The organism is Spongiactinospora sp. TRM90649 (assembly GCF_029382225.1).
Taxonomy (GTDB): Bacteria; Actinomycetota; Actinomycetes; order Streptosporangiales; family Streptosporangiaceae; genus Spongiactinospora.
The window spans coordinates 387923-408451 of sequence record NZ_JARLTC010000005.1; the positions used below are offsets into that span (position 1 = coordinate 387923).

General features: G+C 72.4%; 19 protein-coding genes. 10 read left to right on the top strand and 9 right to left on the bottom strand.

Annotated features, from left to right (window positions below; genetic code table 11):
* The first annotated feature begins 59 nt into the window (after positions 1-59).
* Entirely contained in the window at positions 60-374 is a 315-nt protein-coding gene (locus P3X83_RS07200) for a metalloregulator ArsR/SmtB family transcription factor (RefSeq protein WP_277304073.1), read from the top strand.
* Complete coding sequence (locus P3X83_RS07205; protein ID WP_277304074.1) at positions 371-1348, top strand: cation diffusion facilitator family transporter; 978 nt, start codon at positions 371-373, stop codon at positions 1346-1348. Before P3X83_RS07200 ends, P3X83_RS07205 begins: the two co-directional genes overlap by 4 nt.
* Here P3X83_RS07205 and P3X83_RS07210 read toward each other — a convergent pair.
* Positions 1329-1946, bottom strand: coding sequence for a TetR family transcriptional regulator (locus P3X83_RS07210; RefSeq protein WP_277304075.1), 618 nt, complete (start codon positions 1944-1946; stop codon positions 1329-1331). The two genes, P3X83_RS07205 and P3X83_RS07210, sit on opposite strands and share 20 nt — an antisense overlap.
* Before the next feature lie 83 nt (positions 1947-2029).
* Between P3X83_RS07210 and P3X83_RS07215 the strand changes: the two genes are divergently transcribed.
* Positions 2030-3568 (top strand): MDR family MFS transporter, encoded by a 1539-nt coding sequence (locus tag P3X83_RS07215; protein WP_277304076.1) that lies wholly within the window; start codon positions 2030-2032, stop codon positions 3566-3568.
* 101 nt (positions 3569-3669) lie between these two features.
* Here P3X83_RS07215 and P3X83_RS07220 read toward each other — a convergent pair whose 3' ends face one another.
* Complete coding sequence (locus P3X83_RS07220; protein WP_277304077.1) at positions 3670-4206, bottom strand: carboxymuconolactone decarboxylase family protein; 537 nt, start codon at positions 4204-4206, stop codon at positions 3670-3672.
* The gene (locus tag P3X83_RS07225; RefSeq protein ID WP_277304078.1) at positions 4203-4754 is read right to left on the bottom strand and encodes a peroxiredoxin; all 552 of its coding nucleotides are present in this window, start codon (positions 4752-4754) and stop codon (positions 4203-4205) included. The genes P3X83_RS07220 and P3X83_RS07225 overlap by 4 nt, the downstream gene beginning before the upstream one ends.
* A 130-nt stretch (positions 4755-4884) precedes the next feature.
* Between P3X83_RS07225 and P3X83_RS07230 the strand changes: the two genes are divergently transcribed.
* The 3 genes from P3X83_RS07230 (at position 4885) to P3X83_RS07240 (ending at position 8979) form a co-directional block, all read left to right on the top strand.
* A complete protein-coding gene (locus P3X83_RS07230) occupies positions 4885-5436 on the top strand; it encodes a LysR family transcriptional regulator (protein WP_277304079.1) in 552 nt (183 codons plus the stop codon).
* A 97-nt stretch (positions 5437-5533) separates the two neighbouring features.
* Entirely contained in the window at positions 5534-7627 is a 2094-nt protein-coding gene (locus P3X83_RS07235; RefSeq protein WP_277304080.1) for a vWA domain-containing protein, read from the top strand.
* Entirely contained in the window at positions 7624-8979 is a 1356-nt protein-coding gene (locus P3X83_RS07240) for an extracellular solute-binding protein (RefSeq protein ID WP_277304081.1), read from the top strand. The genes P3X83_RS07235 and P3X83_RS07240 overlap by 4 nt, the downstream gene beginning before the upstream one ends.
* Before the next feature lie 7 nt (positions 8980-8986).
* Here the strand turns inward: P3X83_RS07240 and P3X83_RS07245 are convergent, their stop codons facing one another.
* Together P3X83_RS07245 and P3X83_RS07250 are read right to left on the bottom strand one after the other, a co-directional pair.
* Positions 8987-10156 carry a pyridoxal phosphate-dependent aminotransferase gene (locus tag P3X83_RS07245; protein WP_277304082.1) on the bottom strand — a complete coding sequence of 390 codons (1170 nt, stop codon included), beginning with the start codon at positions 10154-10156 and terminating at the stop codon, positions 8987-8989.
* A gap of 54 nt (positions 10157-10210) precedes the next feature.
* Positions 10211-10870 (bottom strand): hypothetical protein, encoded by a 660-nt coding sequence (locus P3X83_RS07250; protein WP_277304083.1) that lies wholly within the window; start codon positions 10868-10870, stop codon positions 10211-10213.
* A 214-nt stretch (positions 10871-11084) separates the two neighbouring features.
* Between P3X83_RS07250 and P3X83_RS07255 the strand changes: the two genes are divergently transcribed.
* The 4 genes from P3X83_RS07255 to P3X83_RS07270 all read left to right on the top strand — a co-directional run bounded on the left by P3X83_RS07255 (position 11085) and on the right by P3X83_RS07270 (position 13720).
* Positions 11085-12029 (top strand): DUF418 domain-containing protein, encoded by a 945-nt coding sequence (locus P3X83_RS07255; RefSeq protein ID WP_277304084.1) that lies wholly within the window; start codon positions 11085-11087, stop codon positions 12027-12029.
* Positions 12026-12817 carry a carbon-nitrogen hydrolase family protein gene (locus P3X83_RS07260; protein WP_277304085.1) on the top strand — a complete coding sequence of 264 codons (792 nt, stop codon included), beginning with the start codon at positions 12026-12028 and terminating at the stop codon, positions 12815-12817. Before P3X83_RS07255 ends, P3X83_RS07260 begins: the two co-directional genes overlap by 4 nt.
* A 61-nt stretch (positions 12818-12878) precedes the next feature.
* A complete protein-coding gene (locus P3X83_RS07265) occupies positions 12879-13322 on the top strand; it encodes a hypothetical protein (RefSeq protein ID WP_277304086.1) in 444 nt (147 codons plus the stop codon).
* Positions 13319-13720: a hypothetical protein gene (locus P3X83_RS07270; RefSeq protein WP_277304087.1), complete on the top strand. Its 402-nt coding sequence runs from the start codon at positions 13319-13321 to the stop codon at positions 13718-13720. The genes P3X83_RS07265 and P3X83_RS07270 overlap by 4 nt, the downstream gene beginning before the upstream one ends.
* Positions 13721-13736: 16 nt before the next feature.
* Here the strand turns inward: P3X83_RS07270 and P3X83_RS07275 are convergent, their stop codons facing one another.
* The 4 genes from P3X83_RS07275 to P3X83_RS07290 all read right to left on the bottom strand — a co-directional run bounded on the left by P3X83_RS07275 (position 13737) and on the right by P3X83_RS07290 (position 20419).
* Positions 13737-15191 carry a carboxyl transferase domain-containing protein gene (locus P3X83_RS07275; protein WP_346742688.1) on the bottom strand — a complete coding sequence of 485 codons (1455 nt, stop codon included), beginning with the start codon at positions 15189-15191 and terminating at the stop codon, positions 13737-13739.
* A 92-nt stretch (positions 15192-15283) separates the two neighbouring features.
* The gene (locus tag P3X83_RS07280; RefSeq protein WP_277304088.1) at positions 15284-16450 is read right to left on the bottom strand and encodes a CoA transferase; all 1167 of its coding nucleotides are present in this window, start codon (positions 16448-16450) and stop codon (positions 15284-15286) included.
* A 100-nt stretch (positions 16451-16550) separates the two neighbouring features.
* Positions 16551-18389 carry a hydantoinase B/oxoprolinase family protein gene (locus P3X83_RS07285; RefSeq protein WP_277304089.1) on the bottom strand — a complete coding sequence of 613 codons (1839 nt, stop codon included), beginning with the start codon at positions 18387-18389 and terminating at the stop codon, positions 16551-16553.
* Complete coding sequence (locus P3X83_RS07290) at positions 18386-20419, bottom strand: hydantoinase/oxoprolinase family protein (RefSeq protein ID WP_277304090.1); 2034 nt, start codon at positions 20417-20419, stop codon at positions 18386-18388. Before P3X83_RS07290 ends, P3X83_RS07285 begins: the two co-directional genes overlap by 4 nt.
* Positions 20420-20529 lie beyond the last annotated feature (110 nt).

Genomic DNA, 20529 nt, shown 5'->3' on the forward strand with positions numbered 1-20529 from the left:
ACCAGCGCGCGGCCGGGATTCAACAGCGCGGGGGCGCCCGTTCCGCCGTCGAGGCCGAGGTGAGGACGACCCGTGACCGGGCGGTGACCGCCGAGCAGGCCGCGGGCCTGGCGGGGACCTTCCGGCTGCTCGGCGATCCGACCAGGGCGCAGCTCCTGTACGCGCTGCTGGCGGGCGGCGAGGTGAGCGTCGGCGACCTGTGCGAGGCCGTGCCGGTCACCGGCACGGCGGTGTCGCACGCGCTGCGACGGTTGCGCAGGGCGGGGGTGGTGGCGAGCCGCCGTGACGGCCGGACCGTCTACTACCGCCTGTCCGACACCAATGTCCGCATGCTGCTCGATCTGAGCCGCGAGCATCTGAGGGAGGGACGTTGACCACGAAATCACGTGGGCACGGCCACAGGCACGGCCATGGACATGGGCACGGGCACGGGCACGGGCACAGCGCGTCATCCGACCGGCGCTACCTGGGCGCGGCCCTCGGCCTGCTGCTGGCGTTCATGGCCGCCGAGGTGGTCATCGGGATCATGGCGAACTCCATCGCGCTGGTCTCCGACGCCGGTCACATGCTGACCGACGCCGCCTCGATCGTGCTGGCCCTGGTGGCCATCGCGCTGTCGGGCCGCCCGGCGCGCGGCGCGTACACCTTCGGCTGGAAGCGGGCGGAGATCCTCTCCGCCGCCTTCAACGGCCTGACGTTCGTGCTGCTGGTCGGGTTCTTCACCTACGAGGCGATCCACCGGCTGATCGAGCCGCCGACGGTCGCGGGGCCGCTGATCCTCAGCACCGCCCTGGCGGGGGTGGCCTTCAACGCGGGCGCGACCTGGCTCCTGTCCCGCGCCAACCGGGGCAGCCTCAACGTCGAGGGCGCGTTCCAGCACATCCTCAACGACCTGTACTCGTTCGTGGCCACGGCGGCGGCGGGCGCGGTCGTGTGGGTGACCCACTGGCACCGGGCCGACGCCGTCGCGGCGCTGGTCGTCGCGGCGCTGATGGCCAAGTCCGGCTGGGCGCTGCTGCGCGACGCCGGGCGCATCCTGTTCGAGGCGGCCCCGGCCGGCCTCGAACCCGCCGAACTGGCCGCCGCGCTGGCCGCGCACGCCGACGTGACCGAGATCCAGGACCTGCACGTGTGGACGGTGACCAGCGGCTTCCCCGCGCTGTCGGTCCACGTCACGGTACGGCCGGACGGCGACTGCCACCGGGTCCGCCGCGAGCTGGCCGACCTGGTGCACGAGCGCTTCCACATCGAGCACTCCACGTTCCAGGTGGATCACGTGCCCGGTCGCGCGTGCCGCATCGCGGGCCCGGCGGACGGGGGCGGAGGGCTCAGGACAGGCACGCCGTGAAGACGGCGGTGAGCCGGGCCACCACGACCTCGTGGTCGTGGCGGCCCACGGAGTCGGGGCCGAAGATCTGGCGGAGGCTGCCGCCGCCCATGATCAGGGCGGTGGCGACGCCCGCGCGCAGCCGGGCGTCGGGCCCGGACAGGCGGGCCTGAAGGGGTAGCAGGATCGCCGACTCCACCCGGTCGCGGATCAGCTCGTGGATCTCCGGGCTGGACGACGACCGGGTCAGCGTGGCCAGCACCGGGCCGTCCGACTCCGAGCCGAGGCGCTCGGCGACGTACTCGGCGAGCCTGCGCGGCAGTTCGGCCTCGTCCACGTCCAGCACGCCGGGAAACCTGCCCTGCTGGGCCAGTACTTCGGCGAACAACTGACGCTTGCTCCCGAAGTAGCGGTTGATCAGCGCGATGTTGGCGTCGGCCGAGGCCGCGATCATCCGCATGGTGACCTGCTCGTAGCCCAGCTCGGCGAACAGGCGCCGGGCCGCGTCGAGGATGCGGCGCCGGGTGCTCTCCTTGTCGCGCCGCCGCGCGTCACGGCGTTCGGCGCCCTCCGCGGGCTCTCCGACCGTGGGCGATTCGCACGCGTTGGTGTATTGCACCTCACCATCCTCCCATTTGACTGGGTAAACGCACGTCTACTAGATTTTATATGCATACTACAGCTAACAGGGGGAACGGGGCCTTGCTTACAGACGTCGCGGTCGCGCCGCGGTTCACGCACAAACAGGTGCTGGAGATCCTGATCGGGCTGGTGCTCGCCATGCTCACCTCGATGATCTCCACATCGGTGGTGGGCACGGCGCTGCCGACGATCGTCGGCACCCTCGGCGGGCAGGAACAGCTCGCCTGGGTGGCCGCCGCGACGCTGCTCACCATGACGGCCTCGACGCCGCTGTGGGGCAAGCTCTCCGACCTGTACGGCAGGAAGCGGATGTTCCAGCTCGCCCTGGTCGTCTTCACCGTGTCCGCCGTCGGCGCCGGGTTCGCCCAGGACATGCCGCAGCTCATCGTCGCCCGTGCCCTGCAGGGCATCGGCGCGGGCGGCCTGCAGGCGCTGCCGCAGATCATCCTGGGCGACATCGTCGAACCCCGCGAGCGCGGGCGCTACAGCGGCTACATCGGCGCCGTGTTCGGGGTGTCCACGGTCGCCGGGCCGCTGCTCGGCGGCTTCATCGTGGACAACATGTCGTGGCGCTGGTGCTTCTGGATCAGCGTCCCGCTCGCCGTGGTCGCGTTCTTCGTCATCCAGAAGGTGCTCAAGCTCCCGCTGAACCGCCGCGACGCCAAGGTGGACTGGTGGGGGGCCACGTTCATCACCGGCGGCACCACCGCGCTGATGCTGATGCTCTCGCTCGGCGGCCACGAGTTCGCCTGGAACTCGGTCTGGACCTACGGCCTGACGGCGTTCAGCCTGCTCATGTTCGCGGGCGCGGTGGTGGCCGAGCGCAGGACCCCCGAGCCGATCCTGCCGCCCCGCCTGTTCGCCAACCGCACCTTCGTGCTCACCTGCCTCGCGTCCCTGCTGGTCGGCGCGGCCATGTTCGGCGCGCTGATGTTCATGCCGCAGTACCTGCAGATCGTCAAGGGCATGAGCCCGACGGCCTCGGGACTGATGACGCTGCCGATGGTGCTCGGGATGCTCGCGTCCTCCATCACCTCCGGGCGGTTCGTGACCCGCACCGGCCGCTGGAAGATCTTCCCCGTCGTGGGCATGCTGCTGGTGGCCTGCGGGCTGTTCCTGCTGTCCCGGCTGCGCGTGGACACGGGCCTGGCGATCATCGGCGTGGAGCTGGCGCTGCTCGGGATCGGCCTCGGCGCGTGCATGCAGATCCTCGTGCTCGCCGCGCAGAACGCGGTGACCCGCGCCGACATGGCCTCGACCACCTCGGGCGTCGCGTTCTTCCGCTCGCTGGGCGGCGCGGTCGGCGTGGCGGCCTTCGGCGCGATCCTGTCCAACCGGCTCAGCGGCGAGCTGGCCGAACGGCTCGCGGCGGCGAAGATCCCGCTGGCGGGCGGGCAGGCGACCCCCGACCTCGGAGCGCCGAACGCCATCCGAGACCTGCCGGGCCCGGTGCTGGACATCGTGCTCGACTCGTTCACCCACGCCATGGACATGGTGTTCCTGGTCGGCGTGCCGGTGGCGCTGCTCGGCGCGGTCGCGGCCATCGCGCTGAAGGAGCTGCCGCTGCGCTCCTCCGCCGCGCCCGCCACGTCCGACTGATCGCCCCTATCAGGCCGCTCACGCGAAACGCCCGCCCGCCGAGTTCGGCGGGCGGGCGTTTCGCTGACGCGGAAGGGGACGCGGGAGGGGACGCGGGAGGGTCAGACCGTGGCGAGCGCCGCCTCGGCCTCCAGGGTCGCGGCCACCGCGTTGACGGTGGCGGCGATCCGGATCGCCTCCTGGATCTGCTCCCGCGGCATGCCGGCCTCGCGCAGCGTGCGCTCGTGCGACTCCAGGCACCGGCCGCAGCCGTTCAGCGCCGACACGGCCAGCGACCACAGCTCGAAGTCGACCTTGTCCACGCCGGGTTTGCCGATCACCGTCATCCGGAGCCGGGCCGGGAGCGTGGCGTAGGTGTCGTCACCGATGAGGTGGACCGAGCGGTAGTAGACGTTGTTCATCGCCATGATGGACGCCGCCGCCTTGGCGGCCTGGACCGCCTCCGGCGTCAGGTTCTCAGCGGCCTCGGCCGCCACCTCGGCGACGACCCGTGGCGAGCGGGCGGCCATGGCGCACGCCAGGAGGGTCCCCCACAACTGCTGCCCGGTCAGCGGCGAGGTGGTCACCAGCGACCCTAGGTTGAGCCGGATGTCCTTGGCGTAGGCGGGCAGCGCCTCCTTCAGCGCGTCGATGCTCATACGGCCAGCAGCTTCTTGGCGTCGAGGCCCGACTCGCCCTTGTTCCAGTTGCACGGGCACAGCTCGTCGGACTGCAGCGCGTCGAGGACCCGCAGCACCTCCTTGACGTTGCGCCCGACCGAGCCCGCGGTGACCATGGCGAACTGGATCTCGTTGTCGGGGTCCACGATGAAGGTGGCCCGCTGGGCGACGCCGTCCGCGCCGAGCACGCCGCAGTCCTGCGACAGTTCCCGCTTGATGTCGCTCAGCATCGGGAACGGCAGGTCGCGCAGGTCCTCGTGGTTCTTGCGCCAGGCGTGGTGGACGTACTCCGAGTCGACGGAGACGCCGAGCACCTGGGCGTCGCGGTCGGCGAACTCGCCGTTGAGCCGCCCGAACTCCGCGATCTCGGTCGGGCACACGAACGTGAAGTCCTTCGGCCAGAAGAACACCACGCGCCAGTTTCCATCGTGGGTCTTGTGGTTGATCCTCTCGAAGGCCGCGTCAGCGTCGAGCGAGACGCAGGCGGTGAGGTCGTATTCGGGGAACTGGTCACCGACGGTGAGCAAGTCCGGATCTCCTTAACGGTCAGTGGATCAAGGGACGCCGCTGTCCCGGTCCAAGCCTGCCGCATCTAGCATTGATCCGAGAAATCGGCGATCCGGACCGCTGTGAAAGGTGATATCTGTCAGTGAGCCAATGCCCACCCTCGCTCAACTGCGCGCTTTCCTGGCGGTCGCCGAGCACCTCCACTTCCGCGAGGCCGCGGCGACGCTCCGGATGAGCCAGTCCGCGCTCTCCGGGGCGGCCTACGCGCTGGAGGAGGTGCTGGGCGTGAAACTGCTGGAACGTACCACGAGGAAGGTGCTGCTGACTCCGGAGGGTGATCGCGCGGCCGTCCACGCCCTGCGGGTGCTGCGGTCGGTGGACGACCTGATGAGCATCGAGATCTGCCGGGAGGTCGGCAACCGTGCGACCGCGACCACCTACGCCACCAGCCTGCCCACGCTCGTGCAGCTCGTGGCGGGCGGTTTCGGCGTGACCCTGCTGCCGGAGTCGGCCGTGCCCGTGGAGGGCGGCCCCGGCGTACGGCTGGCGCTGCGCCGCTTCCGCTCCCCCGCCCCCGGACGCACGATCGGCCTGGCCTACCGCGCCAGCTCGGGCAAGGCCGCCGAATACCGCCAGCTCGCCCGGGCGATGCGGGCGGCCGTCCGCGAGTCCGGGATGGTCGTGACGCTCGCGGGCGACTGACTCGACGAAATCGCACGGCTTCGCCCCGTTCCGGCCCGCGTCCGGCCGATCTCCGGCATAGCATGGGCGGCACAGCCGGAGCGGGGCGACGGACACCATGGCACAGGGCGAGGGCCCCAGCGCGGGTCCAGAGAATCGGGGGGCGAATCACGCTGCCCCGACGACCGCCGAGCAGGCGGCAACCGAGCAGCCGCAGGGGCGGTCACGAGGCCAGGCACAGGGTCAGTCGCAGGGCCCGGCACAGAGCCAGGGCCAGTCGGGGGCTCAGGCGGCCCGGGCCTCGGTCGGCGTCCTGGTCGCCGAGCTGGTCGGGCTGGCGGCGTCCAGCCCGCTCGCCGACCTGCCGCAGCGGTTGTCGCTGGTCACCCTGTTCGCGCTGGCCGGTGGGGTGGCCTTCTACTACACCGACCGGGCCGTCGCCGGGCTCGCCTCGCTGGGACGCGCGGCGGGCAGGTTACCCGGACTGCTGGGCCGGGCCGCGGCGGTGCCCATGCACGCGCTGGGGCGGGTGTTCACCGCCGTCGCGGTACTGTCCGGCTCGACGGCGCGGGTGACGGTGTCGGCTGTGCTGCTCGCCGCCGCCGTGCCGGTCGGTCTGTTCGTCACCCATTCGCCCTGGTCGGCGTGCCCGGTGCCACGCGAGATGAGGGTGGCGGCGTCCGCCGAGACCGCCCCGGCGATCCAGGCCGCCGCCGCCGAGTTCGTCAGGGACACCGCCGACTGGCGCGGCTGCCGTACCGCGCAGGTCACGGTCAGCGCCCCCGGCTCGGCCGACGACCTGCGCACCCGGCTCCTCAACGGCTGGCAGGCCTCGGCCGCCGGGCCGCCCACGCCGCCCGGGCCGCACCCCGACCTGTGGATCGCCGACTCGGCCGCCGAGGTGGCCGAGGTCAGGTCCCAGGTCCGGTCCTTGATCGGCACCGATACGCCGGTGGCCACCTCTCCCCTGGTGGTCGCCGTGCCCGCGGCCGTGGCCGAGCTTCTCGGCGGCACCAAGCCTGGACGTTTCACCTGGCGGGAGCTGATCTCCAAACTTGAGCCGCGCGCCGTGCTGCGCACCCACCCGGAGACCTCCAACGTGGGGATGCTCGCCACCGCCGGGATGTACACGGGCATCGAGCGCGATCCGAAGGAGCGCGCCGCGCTGGAGGCCAGGGTGTCCGCCGGGGTCGGCTGGGCCGAGACGGCGCTCGACGTGATGTGCCGAGATCTGGACGTCGCACCCGCCACGATGCCCGCCATGGTGCTGTCGGAGCAGCAGCTCCTGGAGTTCAACAAGGCCCGGTCTGGCTCGGCGAGCGAAGTGTGGGACCGCCCCGACTGCCAGCGGGCCGCCGAGATCAGCCAGCTACGCCCGCTCTACCCGGCGGGCGGCCACGCGCTGACCTATCGATGTGTCCGGGTGATCTGGCCCGGCGGTTCCGGCACGGACGACCCGGCCCGGGACTTCTGCCGTCGGCTGCCCGGCTATCTCGCCCGCTACGGCTTCCGCGACACGGAGGGCGCGCTGCCCGACAGGCTCGGCGACGCCGATGAACTGCGCAGGAACGCGCAGGTCTCGCCCGGCTGGCGTCCGAAGGTGGCGGACACGGTGGATCTGGCCGGCCGTCCCATCCTCGGCGATCACGTGCTGCTGGCGATCGACGTCTCCGGCTCGATGGACGGCGCGATCGGGCAGGTGGGGTCCCGTCTCGCGGTGGCCACCGACACCGCGCAGACCATCGTGTCGCACATGCCGGGCACCCAGTCCACCGGCCTGTGGGTCTTTCCCTCCAGCGCCGTCGGCGGCCATGCCCCGCAGGTGCCGCTCGGCCCGTCGGGAGAGGTCGAGGCCGATTTGAAGCGCGAACTCGCGCCCACCGGGCTGCGCACCAACCTGCCCGACGTCCCGCTGCGCACGGTGATCACCGACGCCCTCGCCGACCTGCGCGGCCTGTTCGGACGCCGGGTGCTGGTGGTGTTCACCGACGGCGGCGACACCAGGGGGCTCGGCCCCGGCGACTTCGCCACGCGCGACGGTACCGAGGTCGTCGTGCTGGCCACGAACAACGGATGCGACCTCGATGCCGTATCGGCCCTGGAGAAGCACAAGGACCTGCGCTGTTACCCGCTCGGGGACGAGCCGCCGGAGGAGACGTTGAGCAAGGTCGTGCTCGACCTGTCGTCGCGGGCGCCCGGGGAGGCCGGATGAGACGCGCCGCCGTCCTGATACCCCTCGCGCTCCTGGCGTGCGCCGCGGTGTCCTGCTCCGGGCAGGCCCTGCCCAACGAGCCCGGTGGTGACTGCGTGCTGGTCGTGGCCACCGGGCTCGACGTCTCGGGCGACGTGCGCAAGAGGCTGCTGGAGGACTGGAACGGCAGGCACGGCAATGAGGCCAAGGCGTGCTTCTCGCCGATCTCCCCCGTCGCCGACGAGCAGCGCAGCGAGATGATGGGCGAGGCCCAGTCCGGCGGCGGCAGGTACGACGTCTACAACCTCGACATCCAGTCGATCGCCGAGTTCGCCGCCGACGGCCGGCTCGCCCCGCTGGACACGAGCAAGCACGAGCCGGTCGCCGACATACCCGACGCCATCTGGCGGGCCGGGGCGTGGGAGGGAACCCAGTACGCGGCGCCGTTCAACACCGACGCGCCGCTGCTGCTCTACCGGCGCGACCTGGTGCCCGGACCGCCCTCTGACTGGGCCGGGATGCTGGCGGCCACGAACGGCGCGTCGGTGCTGCGGGCCTCCAAGGGGCGTCCGCCGCGCACCGGCTTCGCCGGGCAGTTCGCCCCCTACGAAGGGCTCGTGGTCAACGCGTTCGAGGCGGTGTGGGCGGCGGGCGGCGACGTGGTCGCCCAGGTGGACGGCGAGAACCGCGTGGTGCTGGACTCCCCGAAGGGACGCCAGGGCATCACGAACCTGATCAAGGCGGTGACCCCGGGGCCCGGCGGCGCCGCCCCGCCGGTGCCCGTGAAGGTACTCTGGCACCGTGAGGGCGACTCCCTTGCCGAGATGCGCGGCGGCGACGCGGTGTTCGCCCGCGCCTGGGCGTACGGCCACAAGGCCGTCTCCGCCGGGGAGGCCGAGGGAGCCGAGGGAATGGACATCGGCACCGCGCCGCTGCCGTGGCGGGGCGTTCTCGGCGGCCAGTACCTCGCGGTCTCCGCGAACAGCGGCAACCAGGACCTCGCCCAGAGCCTGGTCGCCTGGCTCACCAGGCCGGACGCGGCGACGGAGCTCTACCAGTGCGGGGGGTTCGCCCCGCCCAGGCTCTCGGCCCTCACCCGGTCCTACTCGTGCCCGGACGCCCCCACCGCCGGCCCGGAGCCCACCGCCGGGGCCGTGCCCGCCGAGACGCTCAGGGCCGCGCTGGCCAACGCCAGGCCGCGCCCGGCCACTCCGTACTACCCGCAGTTCAGCCTGGTCTTCCAGACCGAGCTGCACCGGCTGCTGCGCTGCCACGCGTCGGGCACGCCGCCGTGCCCGAGCGCCGAGGCGTTCACCGCGGCGGTCAAGCCCAAGCTGCAAGAGGCGCTGTCCGGGCACGTGGGCGGCCCGTGAGCCGGGATCACCGCCGGCCGAGCGCGGCGAGCCGGGTGGCGGCCTCGTCGATCACCTCGTCGCGCTTGCAGAAGGCGAACCGGACGAAGTGCCTGCCGAACTCGGGCCTGTCGTAGAAGACCTGGGTGGGGATGGCCACGACCCCGGCCAGCTCGGGCAGCTCGCGGGTGAACGCGATCCCGTCGGCGAAGCCGAGCGGGCGGATGTCGGTCTGCACGAAGTAGGTGCCGGACGGCCGCAGCACCCCGAACCCGGCCGCGCTCAGGCCTTCCATCAGCCGGTCGCGCTTGGCCGACAGGTCGCGCCGCAGCGCGGCCACCCAGTCCAGCTCGTGCCGTAGCGCGTAGGCCACCGCGACCTGCCACGGGGCGCTCGCGGTGAAGGTGAGGAACTGCTTGACGGACTGCACGGCGGTGGTCAGCGCGGGCGGCGCGCACACCCACCCGGTCTTCCAGCCGGTGGCCGAGAACGTCTTGCCCGCCGAGGAGATCATCACGGTGCGCTCGCGCATGCCGGGAAAGGTGGCCAGCGGGACGTGCTCGACGCCGTCGTAGGTCAGGTGCTCGTAGACCTCGTCGGTGATGGCGATGAGGTCGTGCTCCTGGCACAGGGCGGCGATGGCGGCCAGTTCGTCCCTGGTGAACACGGTGCCGGTCGGGTTGTGCGGGGAGTTGACCAGGATCGCGCGGGTGCGCGGGCCGACGGCGGCGCGCAGCTCGTCGGGGTCGAAGGCGAACCTGCCGTCCACGGGGCGCAGCGCGACCGGCCTGCGCACCGCGCCGGCCAGCGCGATGGCGGCGGCGTAGGAGTCGTAGTAGGGCTCGAAGACCAGCACCTCGTCGCCCGCCTCGCACAGCGCCAGCACCGTCGCCGACACCGCCTCGGTGGCGCCGACGGTGACGAGCACCTCGCCGTCGGGGTCGTAGACCAGGCCGTAGTGCTCCTTGCGGTGCTCGGCGACCGCCTGGCGCAGCTCGGGCATGCCGGGGCCGGGCGGGTACTGGTTGAGGCCGCCGCCGATCGCCGCCGCGGCCCGTTCCAGCATGGCGGGCGGGCCGTCCGTGTCGGGAAAGCCCTGACCGAGGTTGATCGCCCCGGTTCGCACGGCCAGCGCCGTCATCTCCGCGAAGACCGTCGTGCCGAACTCGCGCATCCTCGCGATCAAAGGCTCATCCACGCCAGCAAGACTACCTACCGGAGATGATCCCGCCAGGGGACCGAGGGGCGCGGTTCAGCCGAACAGGCACACGTCCAGCGGCGGCAGCCGCACGCCGATCCCGTCGCAGGACTCCCGCTCCGGCGGGTCGCTGGGCGCGGGCGGCGGGGTGGACGGCTCGGGCTCCGCGGTCGGCCGGGGGTTACCGGTGGGGCCGGGCTCGGGCGAACGCGTCGGGCGGTTCGTCCGCTCGCCGGTCGGCTCGGGGCGTGGCTCGCGCGTCGGCGAGGCGGTGGGAGCGCGGGAGGTCTTCGTCGGCCTGGCCGTGGGCTGGGGGGCGGTGCTGTGCTCCGGCGTACGGCGGGCGGGCGCGGGCCGGGGCCCGGCGTCGTCGCGCTCGGCCGGGTTCTCCGTCAGGTTCGCGGGCGGCTCGGCGGACGGCGAGCGCGCCGGGATCGGCCGGACCGAGCCCATCGGGCTGCGCGGCGGTTCGGTGACCGCCGGTGGCGCGGCCGGAGTCTGGGCGGGCCCCGCGCCGCGCGCCGTCGTGGCGGGCTCCTCCGAGCCGAAGGCCAGGAAGATCACCAGTACCGACAGCGCCACGATCGCGCCCGCCGCCACGCTGAGCAGGGTGCGCGAACGGGGGTCGCGGATTCCGCCGCGCCGCACGACGTGCTCGCGGGCCGCTCCGAACAGCGCGGTGAAGTCCTTGAGCAGCGCAAGCAGGTCGCGCATGAGTAAGGACCTTCCCCTCCGAAGCCCCGCATCTCACCATCTTCTACCGGAAGACCACCCTTCCACCCACAAATCTGACTCCGCAAGCCCCCTAAGTCAGGACCGGCCCCTCACCTGGTGCGCCGCTTTCATACCGATCCCGTATACCCGCGTGGAGAAGCGTGCTCTGGGCGGGTTCGACCTCTCGGCACGCCCGTTCGACTAGCCTCATGGTGTGATCACCCCGCACCGGCGAGCGGCGCGCATCGACGAGCTCGACGCGGTGCGCGGTTTCGCGCTGTGCGGGATCATGGTGGTCAACGCCTGGCAGCACACCCGCCAGGCCGTCTCCGACCAGGCCAAGGTGCCCTACGACGTGGTGGTCGAGAACCTGCTTCAGAGCAGGTTCTTCCCGATCTTCTCCTTCCTGTTCGGGGTCAGCCTGGTGCTGTTCCTGCGGTCGGCGGGCGGCGACCGGGTCGTGCTGCTGCGGCGGCTGGCGGTGCTCGCGCTGATCGGGTTCGCGCACACCATGGTCAACCCGGGCGAGGTGCTGCTGCCGTACGCGCTGTTCGGGCTGGCCGTGCTGGTCCCGGCGTCGTTCCTGCCCAGGCTCGCGGTGCTGCTGCTCGGCGTCGGCGCCACCGGCTGGGCGGTGTGGATGGGCGGCGGCGTGGTGCTGGTCCCCGGGCTGTTCCTGCTCGGCATGGCGTTCATGGAGTACCGCCCGCCGAGCGGCCTGGTGCTGCCGGTCTTCCTGGTCAGCGCCCCGCTGGGGGCCGTGCTCACCTGGCTCTGGGTGATCACCTCCGCCGACGGCGACACCTTCGTGGCCGGGCTCTACCCGCTGAGCGGGCTGATCTCCGCGCTCGCCTACTGCACCGGGCTGCTGCTGCTCCTGCGCACCCCGCTGCGCCGTCCGCTCACCTGGGCGCTCAACCCGATCGGCCGGATGGCGCTGACGAACTACGTGGCCGGCACGCCGGTCATCCTGCTGACGCTGCCGCTGCTGACCGCCGACCAGACCCACTTGGCCGGGCTCGGGCTCGGCGCCGTCACCATCGCCGTGCAGATCGCCTTCTCCCGCTGGTGGCTGGCCCGGTTCCGGTACGGCCCGCTGGAATGGGTGTGGCGATGCCTCACGTGGGGCGAGCTGGTGCGCAATAGGCTGGACGGGTGAAGAAGGTCGCGCTGTGCCAGCTCCAGATAAGCCATGAGCCGGAGACCAACCTGAAGCGGACGGTCTCCGCGATCGCCGAGGCCGCGTCCAGGGGGGCCGATCTGGCGATCTTCCCCGAGGCCACGCTGACCAGGTTCGGCTCCCGGATCGCCGGGCTGGCCGAGCCGCTCGACGGGCCGTTCGTCACCGGGCTGGCCGAGGCCGCCCGCGACCACGGCCTGCCGGTCATCGCCGGGGTCTTCGAACCGGGCGACGACCCCGAGCGGCCCAAGGTCTACAACACCGCGGTGGCCATCGACGAGCGGGGCGAGGTACGCGCGGCCTACCGGAAGATCCACCTGTTCGACGCGTTCACCGCGCGCGAGTCCGACCTGGTCATCCCCGGCGCCACCCCCACCGTGGTGGAGCTGGCCGGGCTGCGGATCGGGCTGATCACCTGCTACGACGTCCGCTTCCCCGAACTGGCCAGGGCGCTGGTCGACGCCGGGGCGGAGATGTTCGCCGTCATCGCCGCCTGGGGCTCCGGGCCGATGAAGGAGGACCACTGGGTGACGCTGGTCCGGGCGCGGGCGATCGAGAACACGATGTGGACCGCCGCCGTCGGCCAGGCCCCGAACCCCGAGGTCAAGGACGGCTTCGGCGTCGGCCGCAGCATGCTGGTCGATCCGCTCGGCGTCGTGCACGGCGACCTAGGGCCGCGCGCGGAGGTACGGGTGATCGAACTCGACCCGGCGCTCACGGATGAGGTCCGCGCGACTCTTCCATGCCTGGATCATCGTGTCATTTGAGTAGTGCGGGTCAACAGATCGTAAACTTGTCGCCGTGAACGAGCCGGGTAAGAGGACGCTGATGCTTAAGGTGATCCCTCCTCGGCTGCTGGTGCCCTATCTATCCGGGAAACGCACGGTCATCTCCGGCTACGTCTACCGGGTGCAGGACTGCGCCCGGCTGACCACCCCGGCGCAGCTCTTCCACGCACTCGACCTCGGCTTCGAGGGCTCGGAGCTGACGGCGGGGGTGCCCGAGCTCTACCTGATGCGCTGGCCGGCCCGTGACGTCGACACCTACGTCGTGCCCTACGGCCCGCACATGGGCGGCGACTGGAGCGATTCGACGCCGTTCGCGGGCAACGGCTTCACCACCTCGCGGGAATACGTCGTGCCCCAGTTCCACACCATCCCGATGCCGATCCCGGCGGGGGCCGAGATCGTGCACATCACCACGCGGGGCGGCGAGCGGCCGTTCGGCCGCTATGACGGGCTCACCTGGCGGCCCGCCGGAGGAACGACGTGAGCGCCGAGATAGAGCCCATCGCCTCCGGTTTCGTGGCCCGGCTGGGCGAGCGAAGCTACGCCGCCGCGCTAGGCGGCGAGAACGACGACGTGGTGCTGTTCAGCGAGGAGCCCGCGGAGGGCTTCGCCGAGGTGTCCGGCTACTGGCGCAGAACCCTGCCGCGCGGCGAGCTGACCTCGCTGGTCCTGGTCCGCACGGTGGGCGCGTTCGGCGGCGAGCCGTGCGTCGTCCTGGACGAGGACGACGACGGGCTGCACATCGCCTACACCGGGCACAGTGGCATGAAGGCCGAGGCCCTGGGCTACTGGATGGTCGATCACGGGGCCTACGAGGTCGTGGTGCCGCGCGAGGAGGTCTTCTCCATCCGCATCGAGCGGATCCCGGTGCCGCCCGGCTAGACCACTGGACCGAGGGTCAGGTGCCCAGGTTGCGGTAGCGGGCCGTGCGCGCGGCCAGCCGGTCGGCCGCGGGCCGCGCCAGCAGCCCGGCGATCTCGTACTCCAGCGTGGCGGCGACCCGCTCGCAGAACGCGCGGTGCTCGTAGGCGGCGTCGGGAAGCTCGGGCACGATCCGGTCCACGATGCCGTCGGCCCGCAGGTCGGTCGCGCTGACCCGCTGGGAGGCGGCGATCTCGGGCGCGAAGTCCACGCTGCGGTAGAGGATCGCCGAGGCCCCTTCCGGCGGGAGCGGCGACAGCCAGCCGTGCTGGGCCGCCACCACGCGGTCGGCGGGCAGCAGGGCCAGCGCGGCGCCGCCCGCCCCCTCGCCGAGGATGAGGCACACGGTGGGCGCGTCCAGCATCACCATCTCGGCGAGCGAGCGGGCGATCTCCCCGGCGAGGCCGCCCTCCTCCGCCGCCTTGGACAACGCGGCCCCTGCGGTGTCGATCACCGTCACCAGCGGCAGGCCCAGTTCGGCGGCGAGCCGCATGCCGCGCCTGGCGACGCGCAGCCCGGCGGGCCCCAGGCCGGGCACGGCGCGCTGCCTGCTGCGGTCCTGGCCGAGTACGACGGCCGGGGCGGTGCCGAACCTGGCGAGCGCGAGCAGCAGGCCGGGGTCGTCCTCGCCCGCGCCGGTGCCGCGCAGCGGCGTCACGTCGCGCGCGCCCAGCGTGAGCAGGGCGCGCACGCCCGGCCGGTCGTCACGGCGTGAGCGGGTGATCGCGTCCCACGCCTCCACCGGGCGGGCCGGGCCGCGGGGCTCGGGGCCGGAGGCCCGCACCGGCTCCCCCGTGCCCGCCAGCACCGACAGCGCGCGGATGGCGACCTCCCTGGCGTCCCCGGCGCCCACCACCGCGTCCACCAGGCCGTGGGCGTACAGGTTCTCGGCGACCTGGACGCCCTCGGGGAACGGGTAGCCGTGCAGGGACTCGAACACGCGCGGCCCGAGGAACCCGATCAGCGCGCCCGGCTCGGCGGCGGTGACGTGCCCGAGCGACCCCCACGAGGCGAACACCCCACCGGTCGCCGGGTGGCGCAGGTACACGATGTACGGCAGGCCCGCCGCCCGGTGCGCCCCCACCGCGGCGGTGATCTTCACCATCTGGGTGAAGGCGAGCGCGCCCTCCTGCATCCGGGTGCCGCCGGAGGCGGGCGCGGCGAGGAGCGGCAGGCCCTCGCGGGTGGCCCGCTCCACGGCCGAGACCAGGCGTTCCGCGGCGGCGACCCCGATAGATCCGGCCAGGAAGGAGAACTCGCAGGCCGCGACGGCGACCCTGCGCCCGCCGAGCCGTCCCTCCCCCGTGATCACCGCCTCGTCGTAGCCGGTCTTCACCCGCGCCACCGCCAGTTCCTCGGCGTACGCGGATCCCGGCTCGGCCCGGTCGATCGGCGGCTCGTCCCAGGACTCGAAGGAGTCGGGGTCGAGCACGATGCCGATCAGGGCCCGTGCGTCGGGACGTTGGGGAGGACCCTGAGGAGGGCCCTGAGGAGGGCCCTGAGGAGGGCCCTGAGGAGGGAGCGTCACCGCTCGCGGTCCTCCAGTCCGGAAAGCCAGGTCAGGACGGCTTCGGTGTCCTGGCCGAGCATGGGCGGGGCGGTGTGCCGGGCGGTGGGTGCGCCGTCCATGCGCACCGGGGGTCCTGGCAGCGAGATCGGGCCGAGCACCGGATGCTCGACCTCGACGAGCAGCCCCTGGGAGCGCGTCTGCTCCCACTCGTAGACCTCGTCGAGCGTGCGGATGGCGCCCGCGGGCACCCCGGCGGCGGCCAGCGCGGTCAGCCAGTGCGCTCGGTCGTGTGCGGCCAGGGCCTTCTCCATGTCGGCGATCAGCTCATCACGATGGGCGAATCTTTCTCTATTGGTCGCATATTTCGGTATATCAGGGTCGATGTCGAGGAGGACGGCGACCTTGTGCCACAACGCGTCGTTCCCGGCCGCGATCTGAATCATCCCGTCCGCGCAGCGGAAAGCCCCGTAGGGCGCGATCGTCGCGTGGTGGTTCCCACCGGCCACGGACACCTGGCCGCCGACCGTCCAGGCCGTGCCGTGGTAGGCGTGCACGCCGACGATCCCGGCGAGCAGCGAGGTCCGCACCACCCGGCCGCGCCCGGTGCGGCCGCGCTCGTGCAGCGCGGCCAGCACGCCGTACGCGCCGTACATGCCCGCGAGCACGTCGCCGATCGACGCCCCGACCCGGTACGGCTCGTCCGCCGACGGCCCGGTCAGGCTCATCAGCCCGGCCTCGCCCTGGGCGATCTGGTCGTACCCCGGCCGGCCGCCCTCCGGCCCGTCGTGGCCGAAACCGGTGATGGAGAGCACGATCAGGCGCGGGTTCAGCTCGTGCAGCCGCTCGACCGGAAAGCCCAGGCGGTCGAGCACCCCCGTGCGGAAGTTCTCGATCAGCACGTCGGTGTGCCGCACCAGCCGCTCGATCAGCGCCTTGCCCTCGGGGTCCTTCAGATCGACGGTGATGGACTGCTTGTTGCGGTTGGCCGAAAGAAAATAGGTGGAGATGTCGTGGTCCGGCCCGACGAACGGCGGCCCCCACCCACGGGAGTCGTCACCGCCGGACGGATGCTCCACTTTGATCACCCGGGCGCCCATGTCGCCGAGCATCTGCGCGGCGTGCGGCCCCGCGAGGGCCCGCGACAGGTCGAGCACCACGATGTCGTCGAGAGGTGTCAGCAAGATCAGCCTCCAATGGTGGTCGCCGAGCCTAGCCCAATCCCCAGTGGGGCTGACATTCCACCCGGTATGAGCCACACTGCCAGGCCCGGCCGATCACCCGTCACTCAGGGCGGGGTATCACCCCTGACGTATCGCCGGAGAGACGGAGGTAACCGGGGCCCCGGTCGAAGAACGGGACCGTCGTCCGGCTCAGGCGCGCGCGCAGCGCGGCGGTGGCCGCCTCGTCCACGGTGAGGTCCTCGTCGAGGAGGACGCCGTAGTCGTCGCGGGCGCCCTCGGGCGACACCTTCCCGTCGCGCACGTCGGCGGCGACGGCCTGCGGCGGCCGGTCGAACGGCGAGCCCCAGCCGCCGCCCCCGGTCGTGCGGATGCGGATGATCTCGCCCGCGCGCACCGGATGGGCGTCCACGAGCCCCTCCATCTCCTCGCCCGCCACCGTGACCAGGAAGGGCCGCCCGGCGCGCCCGCCGTTGACGCCCCAGCAGGACAGGATGGAACGGTCGGCGATGGACATGAACGACGCGTCACGCAGCATCCGGACGTGCTTGTCGTAGCCGAGGCCACCGCGATACCGGCCGGGGCCGCCGCTGTCCACGGCCAGGCCCAGGCGCTCGACCCGCAGCGGCCAGCGCGCCTCGGCGAACTCGACCGGGATGTTGCGCGAGTCGGGCACCACGTGGATCGTGTCCTCCCCGTCGGCGTACCAGCGCCCGCCGGAGCCACCGCCGAGGACCTCACGCATCAGGTACGGCGAGCCGTCCTCCGCCGTGCCGTGGACGCCCGTGTAGCGGATGGTCTCCTGGTCGGCCGGCATGCGCCCGCCCGTCGCCTTGGCCAGCACGCCCGCGAGCACGCCCAGCAGCCGCAGGATGACGAACGTGCGGGCGTTGGTCGGCGCGGGGAAGATCGGGGTGAGCAGGGTGCCCCTCTCCGGGAAGATCATCTTGATCAGCGGGACGACGCCCTCGTTCACGTCCAGCTCGGCCATGCGCTCGGGCGAGTCGGCCAGGTTGCGCAGGATCGGCGCCAGCCACTTCTTCAGGAAGACGCCGTCGGCGTAGTCGCCCGCGTGGTTGATCGGCCCCTTGGCCTGGGCCGACGTGCCGGTGAAGTCGATGGTCAGCGGCGTGGCGGCCGAGTGGTCGACGGTGAGGGTGATCCGCTGGGTGTGCAGGCGCGGTTCGTCCACGCCATCGTGCTCGGCGTAGTCCTCCCAGGTGTAGACCCCCTCGGGGATCTTCGCCAGCAGCTCCCTGCGGAAGGTCTCGGTCGTCTTGCCGATGATGGCGTCGAAGGACTCCTCGACCGGCCGCCTGCCATAGCGGGCGAACAGCTCCCCGAGGCGGCGCGCCCCCATCAGGCAGGCCGAGCACTCGGCGTCGAGGTCGCCGGCCAGCGAGTCGGGCATGCGCGAGTTGCGCGTCATGATGGTCAGCGCCGCACGGTTGGGCACGCCACGGTCCCACAGCTTGATCGGCGGGACCATCAGCCCCTCCTCGAAGACGCTGGTGGCGTGGGAGGGCATCGAGCCCGGCACCGCGCCCCCGATGTCGTCGTGGTGACCGAACGCCTGCACGAACGCGACCACCTCGCCGTCATGGAAGACCGGCACCGTGACGCACAGGTCGGGCAGGTGGCCGATGCCGCCCTCCGACAGGTAGACGTCGTTGTGGAAGAACACGTCGCCGGGGTTCATCTCGGCGATGGGGAAGTCGCGGACGATCGGCTGGACCAGGGCGGAGTACGACCTGCCGGTGAGCTTGCGCAGGCGCGCGTCGTGGATCCCGGCGCGGAAGTCGTGGGCGTCGCGGATCATCGGCGAGCGGGCCGTGCGGGCGATGGCCGTCTCGACCTCCTTCTCCACCGAGGCCAGGGTGCCCTCGACGATCTCCACGAGGACGGGGTCGGCCTTGCCCGCCGAGGCGTGCCCGGCGCTCATCGGGCCGCCCCCCGCAGGATCAGGTTCGCGTGCTCGTCGGCGGTCGCGGTGAAGCCGGGGTGCACCGGCAGCGTCGAGCCGTACTCCTCGATGACGGCCGGTCCGGTGATCACCGTGCCCGCCCCCAGGTCGGCCCGCCTCAGGATCGGGGCCTCACACCAGGTGTCGAAGAACACCGTCCGGGCCGGCGGCGCGGACGGCGGCCCGGATCCGGCGGCCAGGCGGCGCATGGCGGGCCGCCGGATCGGCCCGATGCCGGAGACGCGCAGGTTGACCCATTCCACGGCGTGGCGGGGGTCGTCGCGGTAGGCGTATCCGTAGAGGCGTTCGTGGGCGCGGTGGAAGCCGTCCAGCACCGCCGTCCTCCATTCCTCGTCGATGGGCCCCGCCGGGGCAGGGACCCTGACCTCGTACGCCTGCCCGTAGTAGCGCAGGTCCGCGCTGCGCGCGTAGACCTGACGGTCGCGGGGGAACCCCTCGCGGGCGAGCGCCGCCGCGGCCTCCTCCTCCAGCTCGGCGTAGATCTCCCCGGCGTCGCCGGGCGGCAGATCGCGGGTGACGAACGTGCGGACGTAGTCGTTCTTGACGTCCACGGTGAGCAGCCCGAAGGCGGACAGGTTGCCCGGGTCGGCGGGCACGATCACCTCGGGCAGGCCGAGGACGTCCATCAGGCGGCAGGCCAGCAGCGGCCCCGAGCCGCCGAACGTGACGAGCGGGAAGTCGCGCACGTCGAGCCCGCGCTTGACGGTGATCTGCCGGATCGCGTTGGCCTGGTTGAAGGCGCTGACCTCCAGGACGCCGGTGGCGGTGCGTTCCGGGGTGAGGCCGAGCGCGCCCGCGAGCGTCTCGATCCCGGCGCGCGCGGCGGCGGCGTCCAGCGGGATCTCGCCGCCGAGCAGGTGCGGGGGGACCCTGCCGAGGTAGACGTGGGCGTCGGTGACGGTCACCTCGGTGCCGCCCTTGCCGTAGCAGAGCGGGCCGGGATCGGCCCCGGCGGACCTCGGGCCGACCTTGAGCGTGCCCTCCGGGGAGACCCAGGCCACCGAGCCGCCGCCCGCGCCCACGGTGACCACGTCGATCATCGGGATCTTGCAGGGGAACCGGCCGATCGTCCCCTCGGTGGTCAGGGACGGCTCGCCGTCGATCACCACGGCGACGTCGGTGGAGGTGCCGCCGCCGTCCAGGGTGATCACCCCGGGACGGCCCGCCGCCGCCGCGACGGCCGCCGCCCCCAGCGCCCCGGCGGCCGGGCCGGACAGCACGGTGGTGATCGGCTGGTGCACCACCTCGGCGGCGGAGAGCACCCCGCCGTTGCTCTTCATCACCGAGAACGGCGCGGACAGCCGCGCGGACAGGCCCGCTATGTAGCGGCGCATGGTCGGCTTGACCGCCGCGTCCACCAGCGTGGTCACCGACCGCTCGTACTCGCGGTACTCGCGCAGCACGTCGCTGGACAGCGACACCACGGCCTCGGGATGCTCCCTGGCCAGCACGTCGCGCATCCGGCGCTCGTGGACCGGGTCGGCGTAGGAGTGCAGGAGGCACACGCCGATCGCGGTGATCCCGCGCTCGGCGAACCAGCGTGCCGCCGCGACGGCCTGATCCTCGTCGAAGGGCCGGACCTCCCGGCCGAGGTGGTCCAGGCGCCCGCCGACGGTCCGCACCCGGTGCGCCGGGACGATACGGGGTGGTTTGACCCAGAAGTAGGAGTTGCCGTAGCCGTCGGGGACGCTCTGCCTGGCGATCTCCAGGATCGACTCGAACCCCTCGGTGGTGACGAAGCCCAGGTCGGCGATGCGGTCTTCGAGAAGCTGGTTGGTGGCGACGGTGGTGCCGTGCACGATCCCGGCGACGCCGGTCGAACCGGCCTCCGGGGGCAGGGCCTTGCGGATTCCCGCCAGGAAGCCCTCCGCCGGGTCGGCCGGGGTGGACGGGGTCTTGGTGGTGGTGATCTCTCCGGTCGACTCGTCCACCACGACTACGTCGGTGAACGTGCCCCCCGTGTCCACTCCGATCCGGACATTGCGCATGATGCGTGTCTACCCAGCGCGCGGGTCGCGCCGAATCGGCGGACCCTGCCGAAGGACCATGCCGGGCATCGTCATGTGTCGTCAGGTGTCGTCAGGGCGCCGCCCCGGTG